Origin of the sequence: Undibacterium umbellatum (genome assembly GCF_014284125.1) — a bacterium.
In the GTDB taxonomy this organism is placed as follows: Bacteria; Pseudomonadota; Gammaproteobacteria; order Burkholderiales; family Burkholderiaceae_D; genus Undibacterium; species Undibacterium umbellatum.
The window spans coordinates 1-20,176 of sequence record NZ_JACOFX010000017.1 but is presented as its reverse complement, the minus strand read 5'-3'; the positions used below and the strand labels follow the sequence as shown (position 1 = coordinate 20,176).

The 20,176-nt window shown below is 51.7% G+C and carries 16 protein-coding genes and 1 pseudogene; 11 read left to right on the top strand and 6 right to left on the bottom strand.

The window, feature by feature from the left end:
* Positions 1-159 precede the first annotated feature (159 nt).
* The gene (locus H8L47_RS23280) at positions 160-2,025 is read right to left on the bottom strand and encodes a tetratricopeptide repeat protein (RefSeq protein WP_230413886.1); all 1,866 of its coding nucleotides are present in this window, start codon (positions 2,023-2,025) and stop codon (positions 160-162) included.
* Between the two features lie 110 nt (positions 2,026-2,135).
* Between H8L47_RS23280 and mutM the strand changes: the two genes are divergently transcribed.
* The 6 genes from mutM (at position 2,136) to H8L47_RS23250 (ending at position 9,693) form a co-directional block, all read left to right on the top strand.
* The gene (gene mutM / locus H8L47_RS23275) at positions 2,136-2,957 is read left to right on the top strand and encodes a bifunctional DNA-formamidopyrimidine glycosylase/DNA-(apurinic or apyrimidinic site) lyase (RefSeq protein WP_186955999.1); all 822 of its coding nucleotides are present in this window, start codon (positions 2,136-2,138) and stop codon (positions 2,955-2,957) included.
* A 102-nt stretch (positions 2,958-3,059) separates the two neighbouring features.
* The gene (locus tag H8L47_RS23270) at positions 3,060-4,997 is read left to right on the top strand and encodes a dynamin family protein (RefSeq protein WP_186955998.1); all 1,938 of its coding nucleotides are present in this window, start codon (positions 3,060-3,062) and stop codon (positions 4,995-4,997) included.
* Positions 4,998-5,001: 4 nt separating this feature from the next.
* Positions 5,002-6,171 carry an A/G-specific adenine glycosylase gene (gene mutY / locus H8L47_RS23265; RefSeq protein WP_186955997.1) on the top strand — a complete coding sequence of 390 codons (1,170 nt, stop codon included), beginning with the start codon at positions 5,002-5,004 and terminating at the stop codon, positions 6,169-6,171.
* Positions 6,172-6,230: 59 nt separating this feature from the next.
* Complete coding sequence (locus H8L47_RS23260; RefSeq protein WP_186955996.1) at positions 6,231-7,703, top strand: alpha/beta hydrolase; 1,473 nt, start codon at positions 6,231-6,233, stop codon at positions 7,701-7,703.
* A complete protein-coding gene (locus tag H8L47_RS23255; RefSeq protein WP_186955995.1) occupies positions 7,700-8,530 on the top strand; it encodes an ABC transporter ATP-binding protein in 831 nt (276 codons plus the stop codon). The genes H8L47_RS23260 and H8L47_RS23255 overlap by 4 nt, the downstream gene beginning before the upstream one ends.
* Positions 8,530-9,693, top strand: a complete 1,164-nt coding sequence (locus H8L47_RS23250) for an ABC transporter permease (protein WP_186955994.1) — start codon at positions 8,530-8,532, stop codon at positions 9,691-9,693. The genes H8L47_RS23255 and H8L47_RS23250 overlap by 1 nt, the downstream gene beginning before the upstream one ends.
* A gap of 83 nt (positions 9,694-9,776) precedes the next feature.
* Here the strand turns inward: H8L47_RS23250 and H8L47_RS23245 are convergent, their stop codons facing one another.
* On the bottom strand, positions 9,777-11,966 hold the full coding sequence (locus H8L47_RS23245) for a S41 family peptidase (protein ID WP_186955993.1): 2,190 nt from the start codon (positions 11,964-11,966) through the stop codon (positions 9,777-9,779).
* Positions 11,967-12,095: 129 nt separating this feature from the next.
* Between H8L47_RS23245 and H8L47_RS23240 the strand changes: the two genes are divergently transcribed.
* Entirely contained in the window at positions 12,096-12,656 is a 561-nt protein-coding gene (locus tag H8L47_RS23240) for a DNA-3-methyladenine glycosylase I (RefSeq protein WP_186955992.1), read from the top strand.
* A 79-nt stretch (positions 12,657-12,735) separates the two neighbouring features.
* Positions 12,736-13,203: a DUF4124 domain-containing protein gene (locus H8L47_RS23235; RefSeq protein ID WP_186955991.1), complete on the top strand. Its 468-nt coding sequence runs from the start codon at positions 12,736-12,738 to the stop codon at positions 13,201-13,203.
* Positions 13,204-13,269: 66 nt separating this feature from the next.
* On the opposite strand, the gene H8L47_RS23230 is transcribed toward H8L47_RS23235, so the two are convergent.
* The 4 genes from H8L47_RS23230 to H8L47_RS23215 form a co-directional block, all read right to left on the bottom strand.
* Positions 13,270-14,148 (bottom strand): proteasome-type protease, encoded by an 879-nt coding sequence (locus H8L47_RS23230; protein ID WP_186955990.1) that lies wholly within the window; start codon positions 14,146-14,148, stop codon positions 13,270-13,272.
* Positions 14,149-14,252: 104 nt separating this feature from the next.
* Positions 14,253-15,059, bottom strand: a complete 807-nt coding sequence (locus H8L47_RS23225; protein WP_186955989.1) for a transglutaminase family protein — start codon at positions 15,057-15,059, stop codon at positions 14,253-14,255.
* Between the two features lie 12 nt (positions 15,060-15,071).
* A complete protein-coding gene (locus H8L47_RS23220) occupies positions 15,072-16,022 on the bottom strand; it encodes an alpha-E domain-containing protein (RefSeq protein ID WP_186955988.1) in 951 nt (316 codons plus the stop codon).
* A gap of 14 nt (positions 16,023-16,036) precedes the next feature.
* Complete coding sequence (locus H8L47_RS23215) at positions 16,037-17,467, bottom strand: circularly permuted type 2 ATP-grasp protein (protein WP_186955987.1); 1,431 nt, start codon at positions 17,465-17,467, stop codon at positions 16,037-16,039.
* Positions 17,468-18,297: 830 nt separating this feature from the next.
* Here H8L47_RS23215 and H8L47_RS23210 point away from each other — a divergent pair.
* The 3 genes and pseudogenes from H8L47_RS23210 to H8L47_RS23200 all read left to right on the top strand — a co-directional run.
* Complete coding sequence (locus H8L47_RS23210) at positions 18,298-18,714, top strand: BON domain-containing protein (protein ID WP_230413885.1); 417 nt, start codon at positions 18,298-18,300, stop codon at positions 18,712-18,714.
* Between the two features lie 59 nt (positions 18,715-18,773).
* Positions 18,774-19,292 carry a hypothetical protein gene (locus H8L47_RS23205; protein ID WP_186955986.1) on the top strand — a complete coding sequence of 173 codons (519 nt, stop codon included), beginning with the start codon at positions 18,774-18,776 and terminating at the stop codon, positions 19,290-19,292.
* A 264-nt stretch (positions 19,293-19,556) separates the two neighbouring features.
* Positions 19,557-20,048: pseudogene (locus tag H8L47_RS23200) on the top strand (catalase); the annotation flags it as partial.
* Between the last annotated feature and the right edge of the window lie 128 nt (positions 20,049-20,176).

Below are 20,176 nucleotides of genomic sequence, written 5' to 3'. Positions count from 1 at the left end.
GCTGCGTTGCAGCTCCTCTCCTGGGAGCCGCGTACTTAAAGTACTGTCTTCGTCGCTGACGGCTTGCCGGGACAATTTTGCGTAAGTCCTGGTGGTTACAAATAACAGGGCGGACATTATCTGTCCGCCAGGGTGTATCTATATCAACACGCCCTCGCATCAGGGTTTGACTTTCAACCTTTCCAGCGTCGATTTCAGGGTGGTGTTATCCGGGTCTTTTTTCTGGGCGTCGCGCCAGATTTTTCTGGCATCATCTTTTTGTCCCATGGTCCACAAGACCTCGCCCAGATGCGTGGCGATCTCGGCGTCAGGCCGCATTTGATAAGCACGGCGCAAGGCTTTTTCGGCTTCATCAAACCTGGATAATCTGAACTTGACCCAGCCCAGGCTGTCGAGGATGAAAGGGTCATCCGGTGCCAGTTGATTAGCTTTTTCTATCAGCGTGACAGCTTCATCAAGCTGTACATTGCGGTCAGCAAAGGAGTAGCCCAAAGCATTGTAGGCGTGCTGGCTGGTTGGAGCCAGTTCTATGACCTTGCGCAAGGATGCTTCCATGCTGGCGATGTCTTTTTGTGACTCAGCCAGCATGGCAAAGTCATACAGCAGGTCCGGGTTATTCGGTGCCTGCTTGATGCCTTCTTCCAGTACAGTCTTGGCCTGGTCCGGCAAGCCTGCGTCACGCAATAACTGTGCTTCTGACTGTATCAACTGGATTTGTTCGGCTTCATTGCTGGCCTTGATTTGCTGTATGAAGGCGCGTGCTTCCAGCAACTTGCCTTCTTTGGCCAGCAAGAAAGTACGGCGTACTTGTACATTGAACCAGGCCGGGTTGCGGCCATCATAGGACTCAACTTGCGCCAGCCAGTCTTGCGCTGCCTTATAGTCCTTGCGTTCTGCGGCGATGCGCGACAGGTTCACCAGTGCCGTGGTCGGATCACGTTCTTCGCCTGTCTTACCTTCCAGTGCTTTGAGATATTGCAGGAAATAGCTTTCAGCTTTTTGCGACTGGTTACGCTCCATTGCCAGTACACCCAGAGTGTAAATGGCGCTGACATCATCGGGTTTATCGCGTGCCAGGGTTTCAAATTCATGGGCAGCCTGATCGATCTGCTTCAGGTCTATCAGTATGCTGGCATATGCCAGACGCACATCACGTGCAGTAGGGTTTTTTACCAAAAAAGCAGACAAAGCCTTGGCGGCATCGGCTTGTGGCGAGGCCTGGGCAATCGTCAGCACCGCCAGTTGCGAATCCGGCTTTGCTTTTAATACTGCCTGAGCCTCACTAACGGCACGCTTGTTATCGCCCTTGGTATAGGCACCCTGGGCCAGCGCCATATGCGCATCTGTACTGGTCTTATACGGTTCCAGCAGGGTTTCAAGCGTGCTGAATGCGGCATTTTTATCGCGGCCACGCGACAACAGGCGCTGGGCTTGCAACATCGTCACCCCCAGTTGCTTGGGGTCGGAAGACTTCAGTTTTTCAGTATAGACACTCTGGATTTCAGCCAGATTATTATTCATTACCATGAAACCCAGGTAGTACTGAGTGGCTTCATTTGAATTGGGTGCCAGTTCACGCCACAGACGCACTGCCTGCAGTGCTTCGCCGGATTGTTTGGCCGACAGGGCAATTTCTGCCGCGCGCCGGGCAAGCCGGGGGTCGCGGGTTTGCTGGGCGACTGAATACAGAGTCACATAGGCACCTTGCCAGCTACCACGCTGATAAGCAATTTCTGCGGTAATAATTTTGTAGAATAATTCTTCTGACAGGGCCACTTCCGGCAATTTGTCTTCATAGGCGGGCAGGCTGGTAACCCCGTGCAGAGTTTTTTCGGCAGACAGGGCCGCCTGGGCTGCATCGCTGACATGGTGAGTGTCTTCGACAGCTTCGCTGGCCTGCTTGCCAGTCGTCGCGCATCCGCCGACCAGTGCCGCACTTAACAGTATCGTGGCTGGCCGCCATAGCGAGGCAGCCGTAATAGCGGATACAATAGGCTTGAATAATAAAGTAGGCAGTGTTTTCAAAACGAATCCGGATTTGACGTTGATAATTGATTTTACGCTAAAGCAGAACAACTGTAGGTTCGCCAGCGCTTATACACTGTGTCAAATTGTAATGGTAAAAGTTCCCCTCCATGCCAGAATTACCTGAAGTAGAAGTGACCCGTCGCGGCGTAGAGCCGCATCTGACTGGCAAGCAGGTCACCGATGTGATCATGCGCCGTGCCGGCTTGCGCTGGCCTTTTCCGGCAAATTTACCTGCCTTGCTAAGCGGGCAGCAAATCCTGGCGACCGGGCGGCGGGGTAAATATCTTTTATTGCATTTTCAGCACGGTACTGTACTCATTCACCTGGGTATGTCAGGCCATTTGCGTGTGCTGGGCAAAGAGGTGCTGCCAGCAAAGCATGATCATATTGACATTGTTGTCGGTGACGTTGCCTTGCGCATGACAGACCCGCGCCGCTTTGGTGCCGTGCTCTGGCATGATGCCGCCGATGGCGACCTGGAAGAGCATCTGCTGATACGCCAGTTGGGCGTAGAGCCGCTGGAAACCGATTTTAGTGCAGCATTATTGTATAAATTGACCAGAAAACGTAGTGCGCCCATCAAGCAAGTCTTGCTGGCCGGGGACATCGTGGTCGGTGTTGGCAATATTTATGCGTCAGAAAGCCTGTTCAGGGCAGGCATTAATCCTAAAACTCAGGCTGGACGCATCAGCCTGAAGCGCTATACTTTACTGGAAGCGGCCATACGCGCAACCCTGGCAGCAGCCATAGAGCAGGGTGGCAGCACCCTCAAGGATTTCATTGGTGTGGATGGACAAAGTGGCTATTTTCAGCAATCTTATTTTGTGTATGACCGTACTGGCGAGCCTTGCCGGGTCTGTGGCGAGCCTGTCAAACAGATAAAACAAGGACAACGTAGTAGCTTCTATTGTGCAAAATGTCAGAAATAAACCCACAAATCTGGCTGAAATGTAAGCAAAATTCGATTTAGACGTATTTTTTTAACGCTTCCATATATACTTGGAATATCAAAAAAGTTAACTGAGGGGAACATGAGCAATCTGGTTCAGAAATTCCAGGAGTACAGCGACTGGCGCAAAGGAGTGGTCAAAGCGCTGGAGCAGTACCGGTCGTGGATACATGGATCGGATATGGCCGATGCCGCCAGTGATCAGCGTATTGCACGCTTGATGGAGCGTCTGGTTGACGACAAACTGTCCATCGCCTTTGTTGCTGAATTTTCACGCGGCAAGTCCGAACTCATCAACGCCATCTTCTTTGCAGACTATGGCCAACGCATATTACCGTCATCTGCCGGCCGCACTACCATGTGCCCGACCGAGCTTTTGTACGATGACACCATCCCGCCCTGCATACGCCTGCTGCCGATAGAAACCCGCGCCGAAGCGCAATCGACCAGTGAATACAAGGGCCAAAGCCATGTCTGGACGGTGCTGCCGCTGAATATCAATTCTGGCGACGGCATGCTGGAAGCCTTCAAGCAAGTCAGCCTGACCAAGAAAGTCAGCATAGAAGTTGCCAAGCAATATGGCCTGTTCGATGAGAACGACCCCGATGCGCCGCTGGAAATCGACGAAAATGGCCTGGTAGAGATTTCCCAATGGCGTCATGCCATTATCAATTTCCCTCATCCATTGCTGAAGGAAGGTCTGATCATTGTCGACACACCAGGCTTGAATGCGATAGGTACCGAGCCTGAACTGACGCTGAACCTGATCCCGAATGCGCATGCCGTCTTGTTTATCCTGGCTGCCGACACTGGCGTGACCAAGAGCGATATCGATGTCTGGCGCAATAATATCGGCAATGGCCCTGGCCGCATGGTCGTGCTCAACAAGATCGACAGCATGTGGGATGAATTGCGCACGCCAGAAGAAGTGGAAGCGCAAATCGTCCGTCAGGTCAGCACTGTTGCCCACACGCTTGGTCTGGAAGAAAAGCAGATTTTCCCAATCTCGGCCCAAAAAGGCCTGGTTGCCAAGATCAATAAGGATGCACCCTTGCTGGCACGCAGCCGCTTGCCTACGCTGGAATATGCCTTGTCCAAGGAATTGATACCAGCCAAGCAAAACATCATACGCGCCCAGTTGACCTCAGAAATCAATGAAATCATCCAGGCGCAACAGGCAGTTATCTCTTCCCGCAGCCGCAGTATGGTTGAGCAGATGATGGAATTGAAGAGCCTGCGCGGCAAGAATATGAATGTCATCGAACACATGATGAAGCGTATCGATGCCGAGAAAAAAGAATTCGATGCCAGTCTCCTGCGCATGCAGGGAACGCGCGCCGTCTTCACTCGCTTGTCTACCGAGGTGTATACCAGCCTGGGCATGGATATCCTGCGTGAAGAAATCCGCAAATCGCGTGACGCCATGGAGAAGAGCAAATTCTCTATCGGCTTGCGTGAGTCAGTCAGGCAATTCTTTGCCCAGATTAAACTGAACCTGCAGACCTCGAATAGAAAGACCGATGAAATTTCGGAAATGATGACGGTCATGTACCGCAAGTTTTCGACTGAACATGGCCTGGCCTTATCTGCACCAATGTCATTCTCGCTGGATAAATACATCAAGGAAATCGAAGCTATCGAAGGGGTTTACCAAAAGCAGTTCAGCACGGCGACATTGCTGACCACGCCGCAAGTAGTCCTGATGCACAAGTTCTTTGATTCTGTTGCAGCCCGCGTCAAGCAAAGCTTCCTGCAAGCCAACCGCGATGTGGAAGCCTGGCAAAAAGTCGTCATGGCGCCGCTGGAAGCACAGATACGTGAACACAAGGGCCAGTTGAAAAACCGCATGCAATCGATACAGCGTATCCATGTGGCTACCGACAGCCTGGAAGACAAGATAGGTTCCTTCGAAAGCTTGCAGGCAGATATTGATGCACAGAAAAAGGCCTTGACCGATCTGGAAGATGGCTTGAAAACAGCATTGACTGCAGAGCTGACTGCACTCAGGGTAGCCGCCTGAAATAATGAAGTCCACAGCATCAGGCAGTAAGGCTGACCCTCAGGGTCAGCCTCAGTTTGCTACCTCTCCGTATTTCGACCCCGGTTTTTCTGCAACGCTTGTTACCTGGCAAAAACAGCATGGCCGCCATGGCTTGCCCTGGCAACAAAGCCGTGAAGCCTATCGCGTCTGGCTGTCTGAAATCATGTTGCAGCAGACACAGGTGACGGCAGTCATCCCTTATTACCAGCGTTTTCTGGAAACTTTTCCTACTGTGTTTGACCTGGCCGCAGCACCGGTGGAGCAAGTCATGGAACACTGGAGTGGCCTGGGCTATTACACCCGCGCCCGCAATTTGCATCAGTGCGCCAAGCAGGTGGTGGATAAATACCAGGGCATATTCCCGGCGGACCCTGCGGCGCTGCAAGAGCTGCCTGGCATAGGCCGCTCTACTGCTGCGGCAATCACGGCGTTTTCTTACGGCACAGTAGCGGCAATTCTGGATGGCAACGTCAAGCGCGTGTTCGCCCGCGTGTTTGGTATAGATGGTTATCCCGGTACCAAACCCGTTGAAGACAATATGTGGTTGCGCGCCCAGGCTTTATTGCCAGCACAGGACATAGGCGCTTACACGCAGGGCTTGATGGACCTGGGCGCTACTGTATGCACGCGCAGCAGCCCAAAATGCCCGCAATGTCCCTTCCAGCCACGTTGCGTCGCCTATGCGCAAGGCAGGACAGCTGAGCTGCCGGTACGCAAACCAAAAAAAGCGCAAAAAGAAAAACAGGTCATCATGCTGCTGTTGCAGGACGGCGCAGAAGTCTGGCTGGAACGCAGGCCGCCCACCGGTATCTGGGGTGGCTTGCTGTCGCTGCCGGAGCTGGCTGGCATGCAAGAAACTACTGAGGATACTTTCTCAGTCGATGCACAAATGACGACCGTACGCGCGCGCGCCAGCTACTTTGGCGATATCGCCAGCATCCAGGTCTTGCCTGTGTTTGCCCATGTATTCACCCACTTTAAATTGCATATCCTGCCTGTGCACGTGCAACTCAAAAAACGCCATCTGGAAGTCGCAGACAATGAGCATGGCTGGCATGCACTTGATGATGCCGCACAACTGGGTTTGCCTGCGCCTGTCAAGACTTTGCTGACTTCTTTTGGCGCGCAAGCAAGTCTGGCATTTACTGATTAAACAATTACGCTTAGACTCCTGAGCTTGCTATTAAAGTAATGGCACTTCAGGAGACCACTTTGAATAAAAAAATCATGCTCAGGCTGATGTCCGCGCTGGCACTATGCACTGCGGTGGCAGGCTACGCCAATGCTGCCGCTCCGGCCACCACCAAGCCTTGCCGCTTGCCGGACTTTCCGCAGGAAGTGCAATGCGGCCAGATACAAAGACCGCTAAACCCGGCGCAGCCACAAGGCAAGCAGATCGATATCCATTATGTCGTGGTGCCATCGCAAGACCGCAACAAATTGCCGGATGCCGTTTTCCTGCTGGCGGGCGGTCCAGGTCAAAGTGCCATCAGCGTATCGAATTGGGGTACGGCCCTGATGGCGCGTCTCAATCGCCGCCGCGATCTCGTGTTTGTCGATCAGCGTGGCACAGGGCGCAGCGCGCCGCTGGAATGCCCGATGCTGGAAAAAGCCGATGAAGTCCTGACGCCGGAGCAAAAAGTCAACATGACAAATGACTGCATGCGCCAGTTGCAAACCCTGCCTTATGGCGAGTTGCAATACTTCAGCACCAGCATTGCAGTGCAAGATCTGGAAGCCGTGCGCCTGCAGCAAGGCTATGGCCGCATCAATCTGGTTGGTGCTTCGTACGGCACTCGTGCCGGGCTGGAATACCTGCGTCAATATCCACAAGCCGTGCGTCGCGTCGTGTTCGACGGTGTGGTGCCACCCAGCATGCGCCTGGCCAGTTCTGATGCGCAAAAGGCGCTCGATGCCTTGTTCAAGGATTGCGTAAAAGAAGAAGCCTGCAACATCAGTTATCCTGATCTGGCAAACCGCTGGAAAAAATTACTGGCCAGCCAGCCACAAAAAATCAGCCTGCCGCATCCGCGCATGGGCACAGCCATGAAACTGGAGATGACCAAGGATGGCTTGCTTGGCATGGTACATAAAACCCTGTACAGCCCCAATTCACTGGCCGCCTTGCCATATGCATTGACGCAGGCAGAGCAGGGCAACTACGCACCACTGATTACCATGAGCGGCGCGACGACCTTGCCTGGTCCTGGCGGTATTTCTTATGGCATGCATTTCTCGGTCTGGTGCGGTGAAGCCTTTGCCCAGTCTGCGACTTTGCCAGCCAATGATGATTTTGAAAAGCTCATGGCAGACATGTATACTCGGACTTGTAAAAACTGGCCACGTGCGGAGATACCCGCAGCTTTTTTCACTATCCCGGTAGCTGCGTCACCCGCCTTGCTGCTCAGCGGTGGTCTTGACCCGGTCACCCCAATCAGACATGGTGAAGAAGTCGCCAAGGCATTGGGGCCGAACGCCCGTCATGTGCAGATAGAAAACACGGGCCACGGCCTGCTCGCGCAAGGCTGCGTGCGTGATGTTGTGCACCGTTTTTTGAATGCCAAGGAAGATAGCGAAGCAGTCAAGGTGGACACAGCCTGTGTGCGCCAGATACCGCGCGCCCTGGCCTGGCAGGCACCTGTGCCGCCCTCTGCCAACAAAGCTGGCAAGGAGGCCAGGCCATGATTATCGTCAATGACTTGCATAAAGAATTTGTGCGTCTGGGAAAATCCTCAGGCAATGCGCTGGTCCAGACTGCCCGCACTCTGGGGCTGATGAAAAAAGACCGTGAAGTCGTCAAGGCTGTGAATGGCGTCAGCTTCAGCGCACAGGATGCCTGCATCACTGGCTTGCTGGGTGCGAATGGCGCTGGCAAGACCACATCACTGCGCATGATTGCCGCCTTGCTGCAGGCCGACAAAGGTGAGATCAAGGTCGATGGTGCTACCGTCAAGGCTGGCACTTCATCCACCCAATCCCATATGGGGGTATTGTCGGATGCCCGTGGCCTGTATCCACGCCTGACCGCCAGGGAAAACATTCACTACTATGGTGTGCTACATGGCATGGACAATGAGCATGCTGAGCAACGCACCAGACAATTGTCGCAATGGCTGGACATGGACAAACTGCTTGATCGTCGCACCGATGGTTTCAGCCAGGGCGAACGCATGAAGACGGCGCTGGCAAGGGCCCTGGTGCATGATCCCAAGAACATCATCCTCGATGAACCCACCAATGGTCTTGATGTCGTGGCCACCCGTGCCCTGAGGGAATTCCTGCGCTTCCTGCGTTCGCCAGAAGGTGGCAGCAAGTGCATCATTTTCTCTACCCACATCATGCAGGAAGTTGAACGCCTGTGCGACCAGGTCGTCATCGTCGCCGACGGCAAGGACGTGGCCCATGGCACGGTCGATGAATTGCTACAGCAATCCGGTGAAAACAATTTCGAAGATGCATTCGTCAAGCTGGCATTTTTGCATCCACAAAAGTCCCTGACAGGAGTCAATTGATGAAAGCAACCTTAGCTATTTTGCGCAAGGAATTGCGCGATGCCCTGCGTGACCGCCGCACCTTGCTGGTGGCATTGATCAGCTCCTTGCTGGGTGTGCCTTTGATGTTGCTGATTTTTTCCGTGGTGTTGTCGCAAGTCGAGTCGCAGGAAGAAAAACGTACCGTCATGGTCAAGGGCATAGAACATGCCCGTGGCCTGGAAAATTTTATCCAGCGCCAGGGTTACCAAATCAAGACTGCACCCGAGGACTATGCGGCCAAATCACAGAGCAAGGAGCTTGACCAGCCTGTACTGCTGATCCCTGACAATTTTGATGAAAAGCTGGCGACGGGGGACAAGGGCATGCTGGAGATTGCCTTTGATACCTCCAACCGCCAGGCAGAATTTGGCGTGCGCCCCCTGCGCCGTTTGCTGGACGGCTATTCTCAGGAAGTCGCCACCATGGGCCTCGCCATGCGTGGCGTCTCCATGGAGTTATTGCAGCGCATCGAGGTACGTGAACGTCATCTGAAAAAACCGGAAGAACGCAAAGCCACCATCACCACCATGCTGCCCATGATGGTCTTGATGGCCATCGTGCTGGGCGGTATGTATGCTGCCATTGATACGACGGCAGGTGAGCGAGAGCGTGGTTCGCTGGAGCCATTGATGATGAATCCTGTCACCGGCTGGCAACTGACTATCGGCAAATGGGGGGCAGTCGCCATTGTCGGCATGGGCGTGGTGGTGCTGACCATCTTCAGCTTCTTCCCTTCGCAATGGCTGATCCACAACGAAACCCTGCGTGCCGAGTTCCAGTTCAACTTCAAGGATGCCATGGGTTTCCTGCTGGTTCTATTGCCGCTGGCTGCCAGCATGGCAGCGATACAAATTGCTGTCTCTCTCGATTGCAAGAGCTACAAGGAAGCTCAGGTACGCAATCAGATGGTGACGATGTTCATCCCCTTTGTATCACTGGTCCCCATACTTTTTCCTGGTCGTGAACCGGCCTGGTTCCAGTGGGTGCCGGTACTCTCGCAAAATCAGATGATGAACCAGGTGCTTAAAGGCGAAACCCTGAGCACCATGGCAGTTGGCATTGCATTTTTAGTCTGCGCTTTGATGAGCCTGGTCAGCCTGGCGTATATCTCACAAAAAATGCGCAGGGTGGTGATGCATTGAGTGCATTTTCTGTCTGACTTAATCAACAATCTTTACACAACAAAAAAGCACACCGAGGTGTGCTTTTTTGTTTGTTGCTGACATTATCTGAATTCAGCATTAACTTTCAACAGCTTGTTGTTACGCCATGGACGAGGTTCCCTGTCCTTGAGCGCATCAAATGCCGGTGGTGGGGCAGGGTTGAATCCTGCTGCCGGGCATGAACCGGTGCTGACATATTTCAGCGCTGCTGACAGGCGTGGTTCGCTTTGATCGCCCAACTGATAATTCAAGCTGTCAGATACCTGGCAAGTTGGTGTGAAGCCATTGGTGAAATCGCCCTGGTTCAGCGCATTCACACCTGCAAACTGTATGGCGAAATAGGCAGTTTTGCAGTTGTTGGTCTGGATGAAACCATAGGGTTTGCCGCAGGTTGTGTCACCGATCAAAATCACTTGCATGAAAGGTTTCAGACCATTGATGATGGACTCACTGGCAGAGCAGGTATTACTTCCGGTCAGCACGAATACGCGCGACAGGTTCAGTTGCGGCAATGGACGGTTGTTGGAATCGGTATCGTAGAAATACGAGATATTGTCTGCCGTCAGGTCAGTATGCTTGTCATTGAATTGCAGCTTCTCGAATATTTTGTCAGTGACCTTGCTACCAGCAATCATGGCGGACAATTCATTGGCAATATACAGGTAGCCGCCACCGTTATACCGCAAGTCCAGCACCAGCTCGCTGACACCTGCCTGCTTGAACTCGGTGATGGTCTTGACCAGGGGTGCTTCTGCCGTGCGTATATGATCAGTGAAGACCATATAACCTATTTTCTTGCCATTCACATTCAGCACCTGGTTTTGCAGCACTGGCGCAGTCGTGACTGTGGTTGCAGTCATCGTCACAGCACGGTTGCTGAATGAACCACTATCCCTGATCTGGAAACTATGGGTTTCTGCCTTGCTGGGATACACAGCGTTGTATTGTGTATCGTTCAGGTAAGTACCTATGGTGGAGTTATCAACGCTGACCAGCGTGGCACCCCGTTTGATCTGTGCCTGGTCAGCAGGAGAGCCAGGCTGTACATAACGCACCCGTATGCCACCGCTGTCGCGTGTCAGGCTAAAACCAAAACTGACATCGGCACCAGTCTGGAAGTAATCATCTATGCTGCCCTGCGTATCAGTGAAGCTGAACCTGTCTTTGGATTTGACGATCAGGGCCTGGAAATAATCCTGGGGATTAAAGTAGCTTTCTTTCGGAACATTGATGATGTCGCGATACCATAAATAGATATCATCCAGATGCGCGCGCACCCAGTCCTTTTCACCGTTCGGGGTACAGATATTGGCAAGGCTGGCTGGCGTGCCATAGTTGCTATTGTTGCCATTGCTGCCCGACGTATTCTGGTTGAGGGTATTGCCGCTGACACCGATCAGGTCCAGTGCCTGTGAGCTAGAGGTGCTGGTGACCGCAGATGCTATTGCCACGGTCTTGCTGATATTGTCATTCAGCGTCAGGTAACTCAGGCCCTGTTGTACGGCGAAATAATTTGCCACATCCAGCTTGTTGTTCAATAAGCTGGTGACCCAGCCCCAGGTCGCATCATTGGCATATTCACGCGCAGAAACCAGGATGGCCCTGACCATGCTGCCCTTGGGGACACCATTCCTGAGCTGGCTGGACCAGTAATCTATTTCTGCTGCGTTGGGGGCAGTGCTACCAGTACGGCCCAGCACGTTTTTATAAATGATACGGATAAAGTCGTCATTGCTCATGCTGCTGGTGTAGCCAGTCAACGCTGGTGACTGCAGTGCCACCAGATAAAAACTCTCGGCAATTTGCGCTTCTGTCATGCCAGCTGTAACCTGGTCTATCCAGTAAGACAAGCCATCGGCATCAGGCACGCGGTTGAAAAAAGCCACGTACAGATCAATCAGGTTATTCAGGGCGGTGGTGGAAAGCAGTTTCGCCTTGTCACCTATCGTCAGATTGACGCGGAAATCAGCAAATTGCAGTACCTTGATATTGGCCGGGACACTGGCAGGTGCCGCGCCGCCTGACATGTCAACCACGACATAAGTGGAGCCCAGGCGAGAGATGATATAGTTTTGACGCTTGTTGACAAAACTCATGACATCGTCGCTGGCAGGCGCCGCCTGCATAGGCGGGGCTGGTGACACTGCTGCCTGTCTGGCATCCTGGTTACTGCCGCCGCCACAGGCGGTCAGGATCAGACTCACTGCGGATAAGGCGAACAGATTTTTGCTGCTTTGCTTAAAACTCAACATGATGGTTCCACTATCTGATGACGAACGACGATTCTATGATAAATAAGTAGAATGTCAATTTGAATTGAAAAATTTTGTTAAAAATTGATTTATTCCATATCATATCTTACTCCACCAGGTTTTTTACATATGAAGACACGCTGCAGCTGGGCCAATACCTCTAATCCCATTTATCTGCACTATCACGACCATGAATGGGGCGTGCCCTGCCATGATGAAGTGCAGCTATTTGAAATGCTCAACCTCGAAGGCGCACAAGCAGGCCTCTCCTGGGAAACCATACTCAATAAGCGTGATAACTACAGATTAGCCTTTGATGGCTGGGATGCCAAAAAAATCGCCAGTTACGACGATGCCAAAGTTGCCACCCTGCTGGCCAATGCCGGCATAGTCAGAAACCGCCTCAAGGTGGCGGCTACCATCACCAATGCCAAAGCCTATCTGCGCCTTTGTGAAGAGCAAGGCAGCCTTGACGCCTATCTGTGGGCCTATGTCGATGGCAAGCCCATCATCAATAGCGGCGAGCGGATTATCACCACGGAATTGTCTGACCGCATCTCCAAGGATTTACTGAAACGCGGCTTCAAATTTGTTGGCTCCACCATCATCTATGCCTATATGCAAGCCATAGGCATGGTGAATGATCACGCGGCCGATTGTGCCTGGCGCCATACCAAAATCAAGAAATAATGCCTATCATGGATGAGAGTGAGTTGTTGATGCAAACCAGCTCTGATATTGTTCGGCACCTTTAGCGGAAATTTTAAAAATGACACGTACCACCTTACAACACAGCCTGCAGGCAGCATGCCTGGCGCTGTTATTTACCACTGCTGCCAGCCATGCAGAAATCTATAAATGGGTTGATGCCAATGGTAAAACGCATTATTCCGAAAAAAAGGATGATGCCGGCAAGGCCAAGGTAGAACAGGTAAAAATAAAACCCCCACCTGAATCTGCGAACGCCGCTCCGGCACAAAACTGGCAAGACAAGGAAATCGAATTTCGCAAGCGACAAATCGAAAAACAGGAAGCAGACGCCAAAGCTGCCAAGGCTGCCAAGGCAAGCGCAGCCAAGCAGTCGGAAGCCCCCGACTATCGCAATGACAACGACGTGTCACGCTGCGCCTTGGCCAAGGACATCCTGAGCGGCAAGGCAGTACACGGAAACGGTGCCAAGACGGATGCCAATGACAGAGCGATTGCTGAGCGGGACAAGAGTACGTTTTGCCGTTGAGTATCAGGAGGTTTGGTGTCTGTACTTGACTGGATAAGCAAGTTTTAGTTATGCCTTGATGAAGCTTTAAGCCTGTTTATTACTGCCAGACTGCTGCGCCAAAGCCTGCAAAGGTGACGGTGTAATCGTGGCGTCCAGCAATTCTGGCGGCACAGCTACACGCACCGGTTTGCTGTGCATATTGGTTGCTGACAAGACATTGCCCTGCACCTCTGGGCTGGCGTTCCAGACCGGGTCGTCTATGCTTTCAAAGACGGATTTCAATTGCTGGCCCCAGGTGTTGCGTATCATCTGGAAATACTGGTTTTTTTCATCAATGGTGACGAAACGGGTGATGGCCAGTGTATTGTTTTCATACACCAGCAAATCCAGCGGCAGACCCACCGAGATGTTTGAACGCAGGGTAGAGTCCATGGAGATCAGCGCGCATTTGGCTGCTTCATCCAGTGGCGTGGCCGGGGTGACGACGCGATCGAGGATGGGTTTGCCGTACTTGGCTTCGCCGATCTGGAAATAAGTATTTTCATTGTGCGACTCAATGAAATTGCCCGCAGAATAAATCTGGAACAAACGGCAACGCTCGCCCTTGATCTGGCCACCAAAAATCAGGCTGACGTTAAAATCGATGCCAAACTCAGATAGCGACTTGGCATCGCGGTGATGAATGGTACGAACAGCTTCGCCAAGTATGCGTGCTGCTTCATACATATTTGGTGCAGTCCAGATGCTATTACCTTTGGCGTCTACATGGTCGGACACCAGTTGACGTATGGATTGCGAAATCGACAAATTACCTGCCGTCATCAGCACCATGGTGCGATCGCCAGGGTTTTCAAATACCGACATCTTGCGGAAAGTACCCACATGATCGACGCCTGCATTGGTGCGTGAATCAGAAAGAAACACCAGCCCGGCGTCCAGGCGCATGCCAACACAGTAAGTCATAGTACGGATTCTTGATCTGTCGAAACACTTATTCTACCTGAAAGCGGGACGCTGAAATACGCTTGTCATATTGGATTGCCAACAGGGCAATGCCTCAACGTCACTCAACGTGGCGTTACTTGCACAGTGACACTCAAAGTCTCCAGACCACCGCCACGGCGCACACCCCGCACTGGTGCAGCAGAATCATAGTCACGGCCAATAGCCAGACGGCAATAGGCATCCGTCATCAAGGCGGCATGGGTGGCATCGACACTGACCCAGCCGCTGTAGTCGCTGTCTTCTACCCAGGCGTCGACCCAGGCATGGCTGTCAGCGTGGCCAGTAGATTCAGGATCGATATAGCCAGACACATAACGTGCCGGTATGCCGCGGGCATGACAGCAAGCCAGCATGATATGCGCATGGTCCTGACAGACACCGCGGCCCAGTTGCAGGGCATCGCTGGCACTGGTCGTGACGATGGTTGCACCAGACTGGTACTCGACTGCACCACGAATGTGCGTCGCCAGGTTTAATAGTGCAGCCGTTGTGGTCTTGCCGCTGTCCGGTAAATGCTGGAGTGCAAAGTCCATGATTGCTGGTACTGGTTCAGTCAACCTGGTTGGTACGGTAAATACCAGTGGTGAAAATGTGTCCGGGTCAGTGATGCGTCCCTGGTAAGGATTCGTTAACTCAACCATGCCCTCGGCAATAATCGCAACCTCATGGTGCTGGCCGGTGATGGTCAGCGTATGTGAGGGATTGCCATAGGCATCGATATAGGCATGGCGCTGCCCCGCAGTTTTGATCTGCCAGGAGATCGCATGCTGATGCAGTTCGGCACGCGGCGTCAGGCGCAATTGCTGTATGGTGTAAGTCACCGGGGCCGAATATCGGTAGATGGTCTGGTGACGTATAAAAAGTTGCATGATATGGTTTTCTCAAGCTGCCAGCGGCACCAGGAAGTCGCGGCTGACACGATTGCCCAGGTCAAAAATGTTTTCCAGGAAGCGCGTCAGATTGTCATGCAAACCTTCTGCCAATATCTCTTCAATGCGGGCGAATTGCAATTCTGCATGCAGCTTACCAGCAAAACGCTCAGTGTCTGCCGATACGTCATTACGCACTTCCTTCAGGTTGGCGACCACTTCGTCCATGCAGGCCAGCAAGGAACGTGGCATATCACCACGCAGCATCAGCAATTCTGCTACCCGCTCTGGCGTGATGACATCCCGGTAGACCTTGCGGTAAATCTCAAAACCGGACACTGAGCGCAGCAGCGCCGCCCAGTAATAAAAATCCCTTTGCAGGCTGTCATTACCACGCCCGCTTTCTTTGGCACCGTGGAACTTCACATCCAGTATCCTTGCCGTATTATCAGCTCGCTCAATGAAAGTACCCAGGCGAATGAAATGTACAGCCTCGTCCTTGAGCATGGTACCCAGCGTAACGCCACGTGAAAGATGCGAGCGGTACTTGACCCATTCAAAAAACTGGCTGGGGTCGTTTTCCAGTATGGTGTGCGACAAATTATCCTGCATGTCCAGCCAGGTGGCATTCTGGGTTTCCCACACCTCGGTTGTCAGTGTACCGCGCACGGCACGCGCATTCTCACGCGCTTCTTTCAGGCAGGAGGCAATCGAGGACGGGTTCATCGGGTCCCTGACCATGAAGTCCAGCACATCCTTCTTCGTCAGCAAACCATACTGGTGGTCAAAGGCAGACTGCAATTCAGAGATGCCCAGCATGGCCCGCCAGCCACGCTCAGCATCTTCGGCAGACTGTGGCAACATCGAGGTCTGGATATTCACATCCAGCATACGGGCAGTATTTTCAGCACGCTCGGTATAGCGTGCCATCCAGAACAAATGATCAGCGGTACGGCTTAGCATATCTCTCTCCCGACTTAATTTTCTAATATCCAGGTGTCTTTCGTCCCGCCACCCTGTGAAGAATTCACCACCAGCGAACCCTCCTGCAAGGCCACCCGCGTCAGGCCGCCTGGCACCATGGAGATGGTCTTGCCAGACAAGACAAAGGGCCGCAAATCAATATGGCGCGGGGCGATGCCGCTTTCAACGAAGGTCGGGCAGGCCGACAATGCCAGGGTAGGCTGGGCAATATAACCATCAGGCTTGGCCAGCAAACGCTGGCGAAAATCTTCTATCTGTGCCTTGGTCGAAGCAGGGCCCACCAGCATGCCATAGCCACCAGCGCCATGCACCTCCTTGACCACCAGATCACCCAGATTCGCCAGCGTATAAGACAAGTCCTCGGGCTTGCGGCACTGGTAAGTCGGCACGTTATTCAAAATCGGTTCTTCTGTCAGGTAAAACTTGATCATGTCCGGCACAAATGGATAGATCGATTTATCATCTGCCACGCCTGTGCCTATCGCATTCGCCAGCGTCACGCGGCCAGCGCGATAGACCGACAGCAAGCCCGGCACACCCAGAGAAGAGTCAGGGCGGAAAGCCAGGGGATCAAGAAAATCATCATCAATACGGCGGTAAATCACATCCACCCGCTTGGGGCCACGCGTAGTGCGCATGAAGACTGCATTGTCATTCACGAACAAATCCTGGCCCTCGACCAGTTCCACACCCATTTGCTGGGCCAGGAAGGCATGCTCAAAATAGGCCGAGTTATACATGCCCGGTGTCATGACGACTACGGTAGGGTTATCCACCCCCATAGGTGCGACTGAGCGCAGGTTATCCAGCAGCATGTCAGGATAATGATCAACCGGCGCAATCTTGTTACGCGCAAACAGCTCAGGAAAAAGCCGCATCATCATCTTGCGGTCTTCCAGCATGTACGATACGCCAGACGGTACCCGCAAATTGTCTTCCAGCACGTAGAATTCACCCTCGCCAGCCCGCACAATATCCACACCCGCAATATGGGCATAAATGTCAGAAGCGACTGAAATACCCTGCATTTCAGGCCGATATTGGGCATTTTTATAGATTTGCTCAGCCGGGATGATGCCCGCCTTGATGATATTCTGGTCGTGATAAATATCATGAATGAACATGTTCAGCGCCTGCACCCGCTGCGCCAGTCCCTTTTGCAACTGTGCCCACTCACCCGCATGAATAATGCGCGGGATAATGTCAAACGGGATCAGCCGCTCCGTACCCGCATCATCACCATACACGGCAAAGGTAATCCCCACCCGGCGAAAGCTCAGGTCAGCCTCGGCCCGCTTGCGCTTCAAACGCTCGGCAGGCTGCTGCGCCAGCCAGTTGCAAAACTCGCGGTAGTGTTCCCGCGTCAATTCTCCGCCCGGTGCAGCGGCATCATAGGCATGCATTTCATTGAAAAACTTGGCCATGTTCTAGTCTCTTGGTTACGGTTCCAATACAGCATATCAAGAAACGTGCCAGATCACATTGTGGCTAACCGTAGCGTGGTTTTTTTGTTGTTCTCAAGCGATGAAAAATGAATGTCTTCTATTTTGGTGCGACATCAAGGTGGCCAGATTGACAATAGTATAATACTCATTTTCATCAAGGCTCAGCTGAAAAGGCATGGGATCATACATAAGTATCAGAGGCTGCCTTGCAAATGCTCGCGATAGTCCACTAGCTGAAAAAATACACGGGCCGAAAATTTTTGTTGTGCTCTTCCATTTTTAAATGCATGTCGTCACTGCAATACACAGAACATCTTGTTGTTGGCTGAGCGCAGGCAGGTTTCTATTTTTCGTTGAACAATGGAAACCGAAAAAATTTCTCTTGATAACTATCCTGAAAAGACAAACTGCTTGTGTACTTTCTCAATCGCACCAGCAGTGCAGAAAAATGATGGCATCTATAGTTCAGAAGAGCTGTCGCAATAAATAGAATTCAGCACATTAAACACCGGACAATAGCAACTTGATTGGTAAGAGAAATCTGACTGCCAGTCAGCGTTCAGGCTACATTCCATCCCACTACTTGAACGACTGCTTCATTGCCCATGGCATTTGAAATAAGCGTCCGTGCGGCAATCTTTTTGTCAAGGAATGGCGCCAATAATATCTGAAGTTCGGGTCGGTTTTCTGACGCATGCAAATTCTATGTGCATGATTTTTCTTGCGTGTGACCTACCGCACAGATGCAGCGGACTAATTTTCTTAATCTATCGCTACTTGTCCGCAACGGACTTAATCAGGAGAGATGAATGGGACGGATACTTAATCGGATGGGGGTTGTCTCGCTATTGTGTTTTGTCGCGATGCCAGTTACAGGACTTGCAGCGGACCCGGTTCCTCCAGTGGTTACTGAGGGCAAGAGCGCATCGAATGTCGATAATTCGGCGATCAATAGCCGTGACAAATATGCCGGGAATAAGACACCAGAAGATCAATTCACTACGCAAGACGATCGCACTCTTCTTGCCGCAGTCAGGCGCTCGGTCGTGCATGACAAATCGCTGTCTTTGATGGCGCATAACATCAAGATTATGGTGGATACAGGCAATGTTACTTTACGCGGCCCGGTAAAAACTGCAGATGAAAAATTGAAAGTCGAAAAAATTGTCCAGGCTGTCAAAGGTGTGAGTTCCATTAATAATTCACTGGATGTTAAAACCAACTGAGCTTGGGTAAGTATGCCAAGCAAGTAATGCCAGCAATTAAATTTTTCTAAGGAATACAAATGAAAACCGCAATCTACTGTATCGCAACAAATCGTGTTCAGGCAGAAACTATTGTCGATAATTTGAAACTTGCAGGATTTCCCAGCGGTGATATCTCAGTCTTGTTTCCTGACCAGACTGGTACACGTGATTTTGCACACGAGCAAAATACCAAATTGCCTGAGGGTGCTGCCACTGGGGGCGCGGCTGGTATGGGGGTAGGTGCAGTATTGGGCTGGTTGACAGGTATAGGTACGCTGGCAATCCCTGGCGTGGGGCCTTTCATCGCTGCAGGACCTATCATGGCCGCCTTGAGTGGTGCTGCATTGGTGGGCGCTGCCGGGGGCATCATAGGCGGCCTGGTCGGTATGGGCATCCCTGAATATGAAGCAAAACTGTATGACGGGAAGATTCGCGGCGGCAATGTTCTAATCTCAGTTCATACCGATAATTCTGATCAGGCCAATATCGCAAAAGACATCTACAAAAAAGCGGAAGCCGAGGATATCAAGTCAACATCCGAGGCAAGTGTTTCTTAACTTCTTGTCAGCGCAATAGGCAATTTATATTGCAAGAGCGGACTGCGAAAAGCAGTCCGCTTTTTTTAAACCTGAAAGGAAAAATCCCGAAAAAATCATAGAAAATAATACGTAATTTCTATGTAATCTTTGATCTGTATGTGTGCTTCCGAACAAATGATTACGTTATTTTGGTCTATCGTCAAAGTAGTAAAAATTAAGCGTTCATCTGATCGATGCCTGATTTTTATCGCGTCTAAATCGATCCTTTGTAGAATGCCTATCATGTCTAAAACTAACACGAGCATAGCCCCAGCCGAAATCAAGGCTGCAAAAAATCTGACGACAAGCTTGATTGGCAATGGTGGGGAAATACATCAGATTGCTGGGGAAACTGATCCAGAATTGACGACCAATCAAGGTCTCGTCATTGCAGATAATCAAAATTCCCTGAAAGCCAGTGTCAAAGGACCGACGCTGCTGGAAGATTTCATCTTAAGAGAGAAAATTACCCATTTCGATCATGAACGTATACCTGAGCGTATCGTGCATGCGCGTGGTACTGGCGCGCATGGGTATTTTGAGTTGACGCATTCGCTGGAAAAATATACCACGGCTAAAGTCCTGACTGAAGTTGGCCTCAAAACACCGGTTTTTACACGCATTTCTACAGTAGCTGGTGGCTCTGGTTCTGCTGATACACCCAGGGATGTACGCGGCTTTGCAGTCAAATTTTATACCTCCGAAGGTAATTGGGATCTGGTAGGCAATAATATTCGGCGGATTCAAGCTCGAAGTGCAACCCTGTGTTATAGCGATTGTATCTGAGCCATAAAAACTTCGTGCGGTGTTTTGTAGCCAAGGCATTTTCTAGGTCGATGATTCAAGTAATCCATAGCGTCAGT

Bases quoted from the DNA above. Each gene is read 5' to 3' on its own strand.
- mutM (WP_186955999.1), top strand. From the start codon at position 2,136: ATGCCAGAATTACCTGAAGTAGAAGTGACCCGTCGCGGCGTAGAGCCG.
- H8L47_RS23270 (WP_186955998.1), top strand. From the start codon at position 3,060: ATGAGCAATCTGGTTCAGAAATTCCAGGAGTACAGCGACTGGCGCAAA.
- mutY (WP_186955997.1), top strand. From the start codon at position 5,002: ATGAAGTCCACAGCATCAGGCAGTAAGGCTGACCCTCAGGGTCAGCCT.
- H8L47_RS23255 (WP_186955995.1), top strand. From the start codon at position 7,700: ATGATTATCGTCAATGACTTGCATAAAGAATTTGTGCGTCTGGGAAAA.
- H8L47_RS23250 (WP_186955994.1), top strand. From the start codon at position 8,530: ATGAAAGCAACCTTAGCTATTTTGCGCAAGGAATTGCGCGATGCCCTG.
- H8L47_RS23245 (WP_186955993.1), bottom strand. From the start codon at position 11,966: ATGTTGAGTTTTAAGCAAAGCAGCAAAAATCTGTTCGCCTTATCCGCA.
- H8L47_RS23240 (WP_186955992.1), top strand. From the start codon at position 12,096: ATGAAGACACGCTGCAGCTGGGCCAATACCTCTAATCCCATTTATCTG.
- H8L47_RS23235 (WP_186955991.1), top strand. From the start codon at position 12,736: ATGACACGTACCACCTTACAACACAGCCTGCAGGCAGCATGCCTGGCG.
- H8L47_RS23230 (WP_186955990.1), bottom strand. From the start codon at position 14,148: ATGACTTACTGTGTTGGCATGCGCCTGGACGCCGGGCTGGTGTTTCTT.
- H8L47_RS23225 (WP_186955989.1), bottom strand. From the start codon at position 15,059: ATGCAACTTTTTATACGTCACCAGACCATCTACCGATATTCGGCCCCG.
- H8L47_RS23220 (WP_186955988.1), bottom strand. From the start codon at position 16,022: ATGCTAAGCCGTACCGCTGATCATTTGTTCTGGATGGCACGCTATACC.
- H8L47_RS23215 (WP_186955987.1), bottom strand. From the start codon at position 17,467: ATGGCCAAGTTTTTCAATGAAATGCATGCCTATGATGCCGCTGCACCG.
- H8L47_RS23210 (WP_230413885.1), top strand. From the start codon at position 18,298: ATGGGACGGATACTTAATCGGATGGGGGTTGTCTCGCTATTGTGTTTT.
- H8L47_RS23205 (WP_186955986.1), top strand. From the start codon at position 18,774: ATGAAAACCGCAATCTACTGTATCGCAACAAATCGTGTTCAGGCAGAA.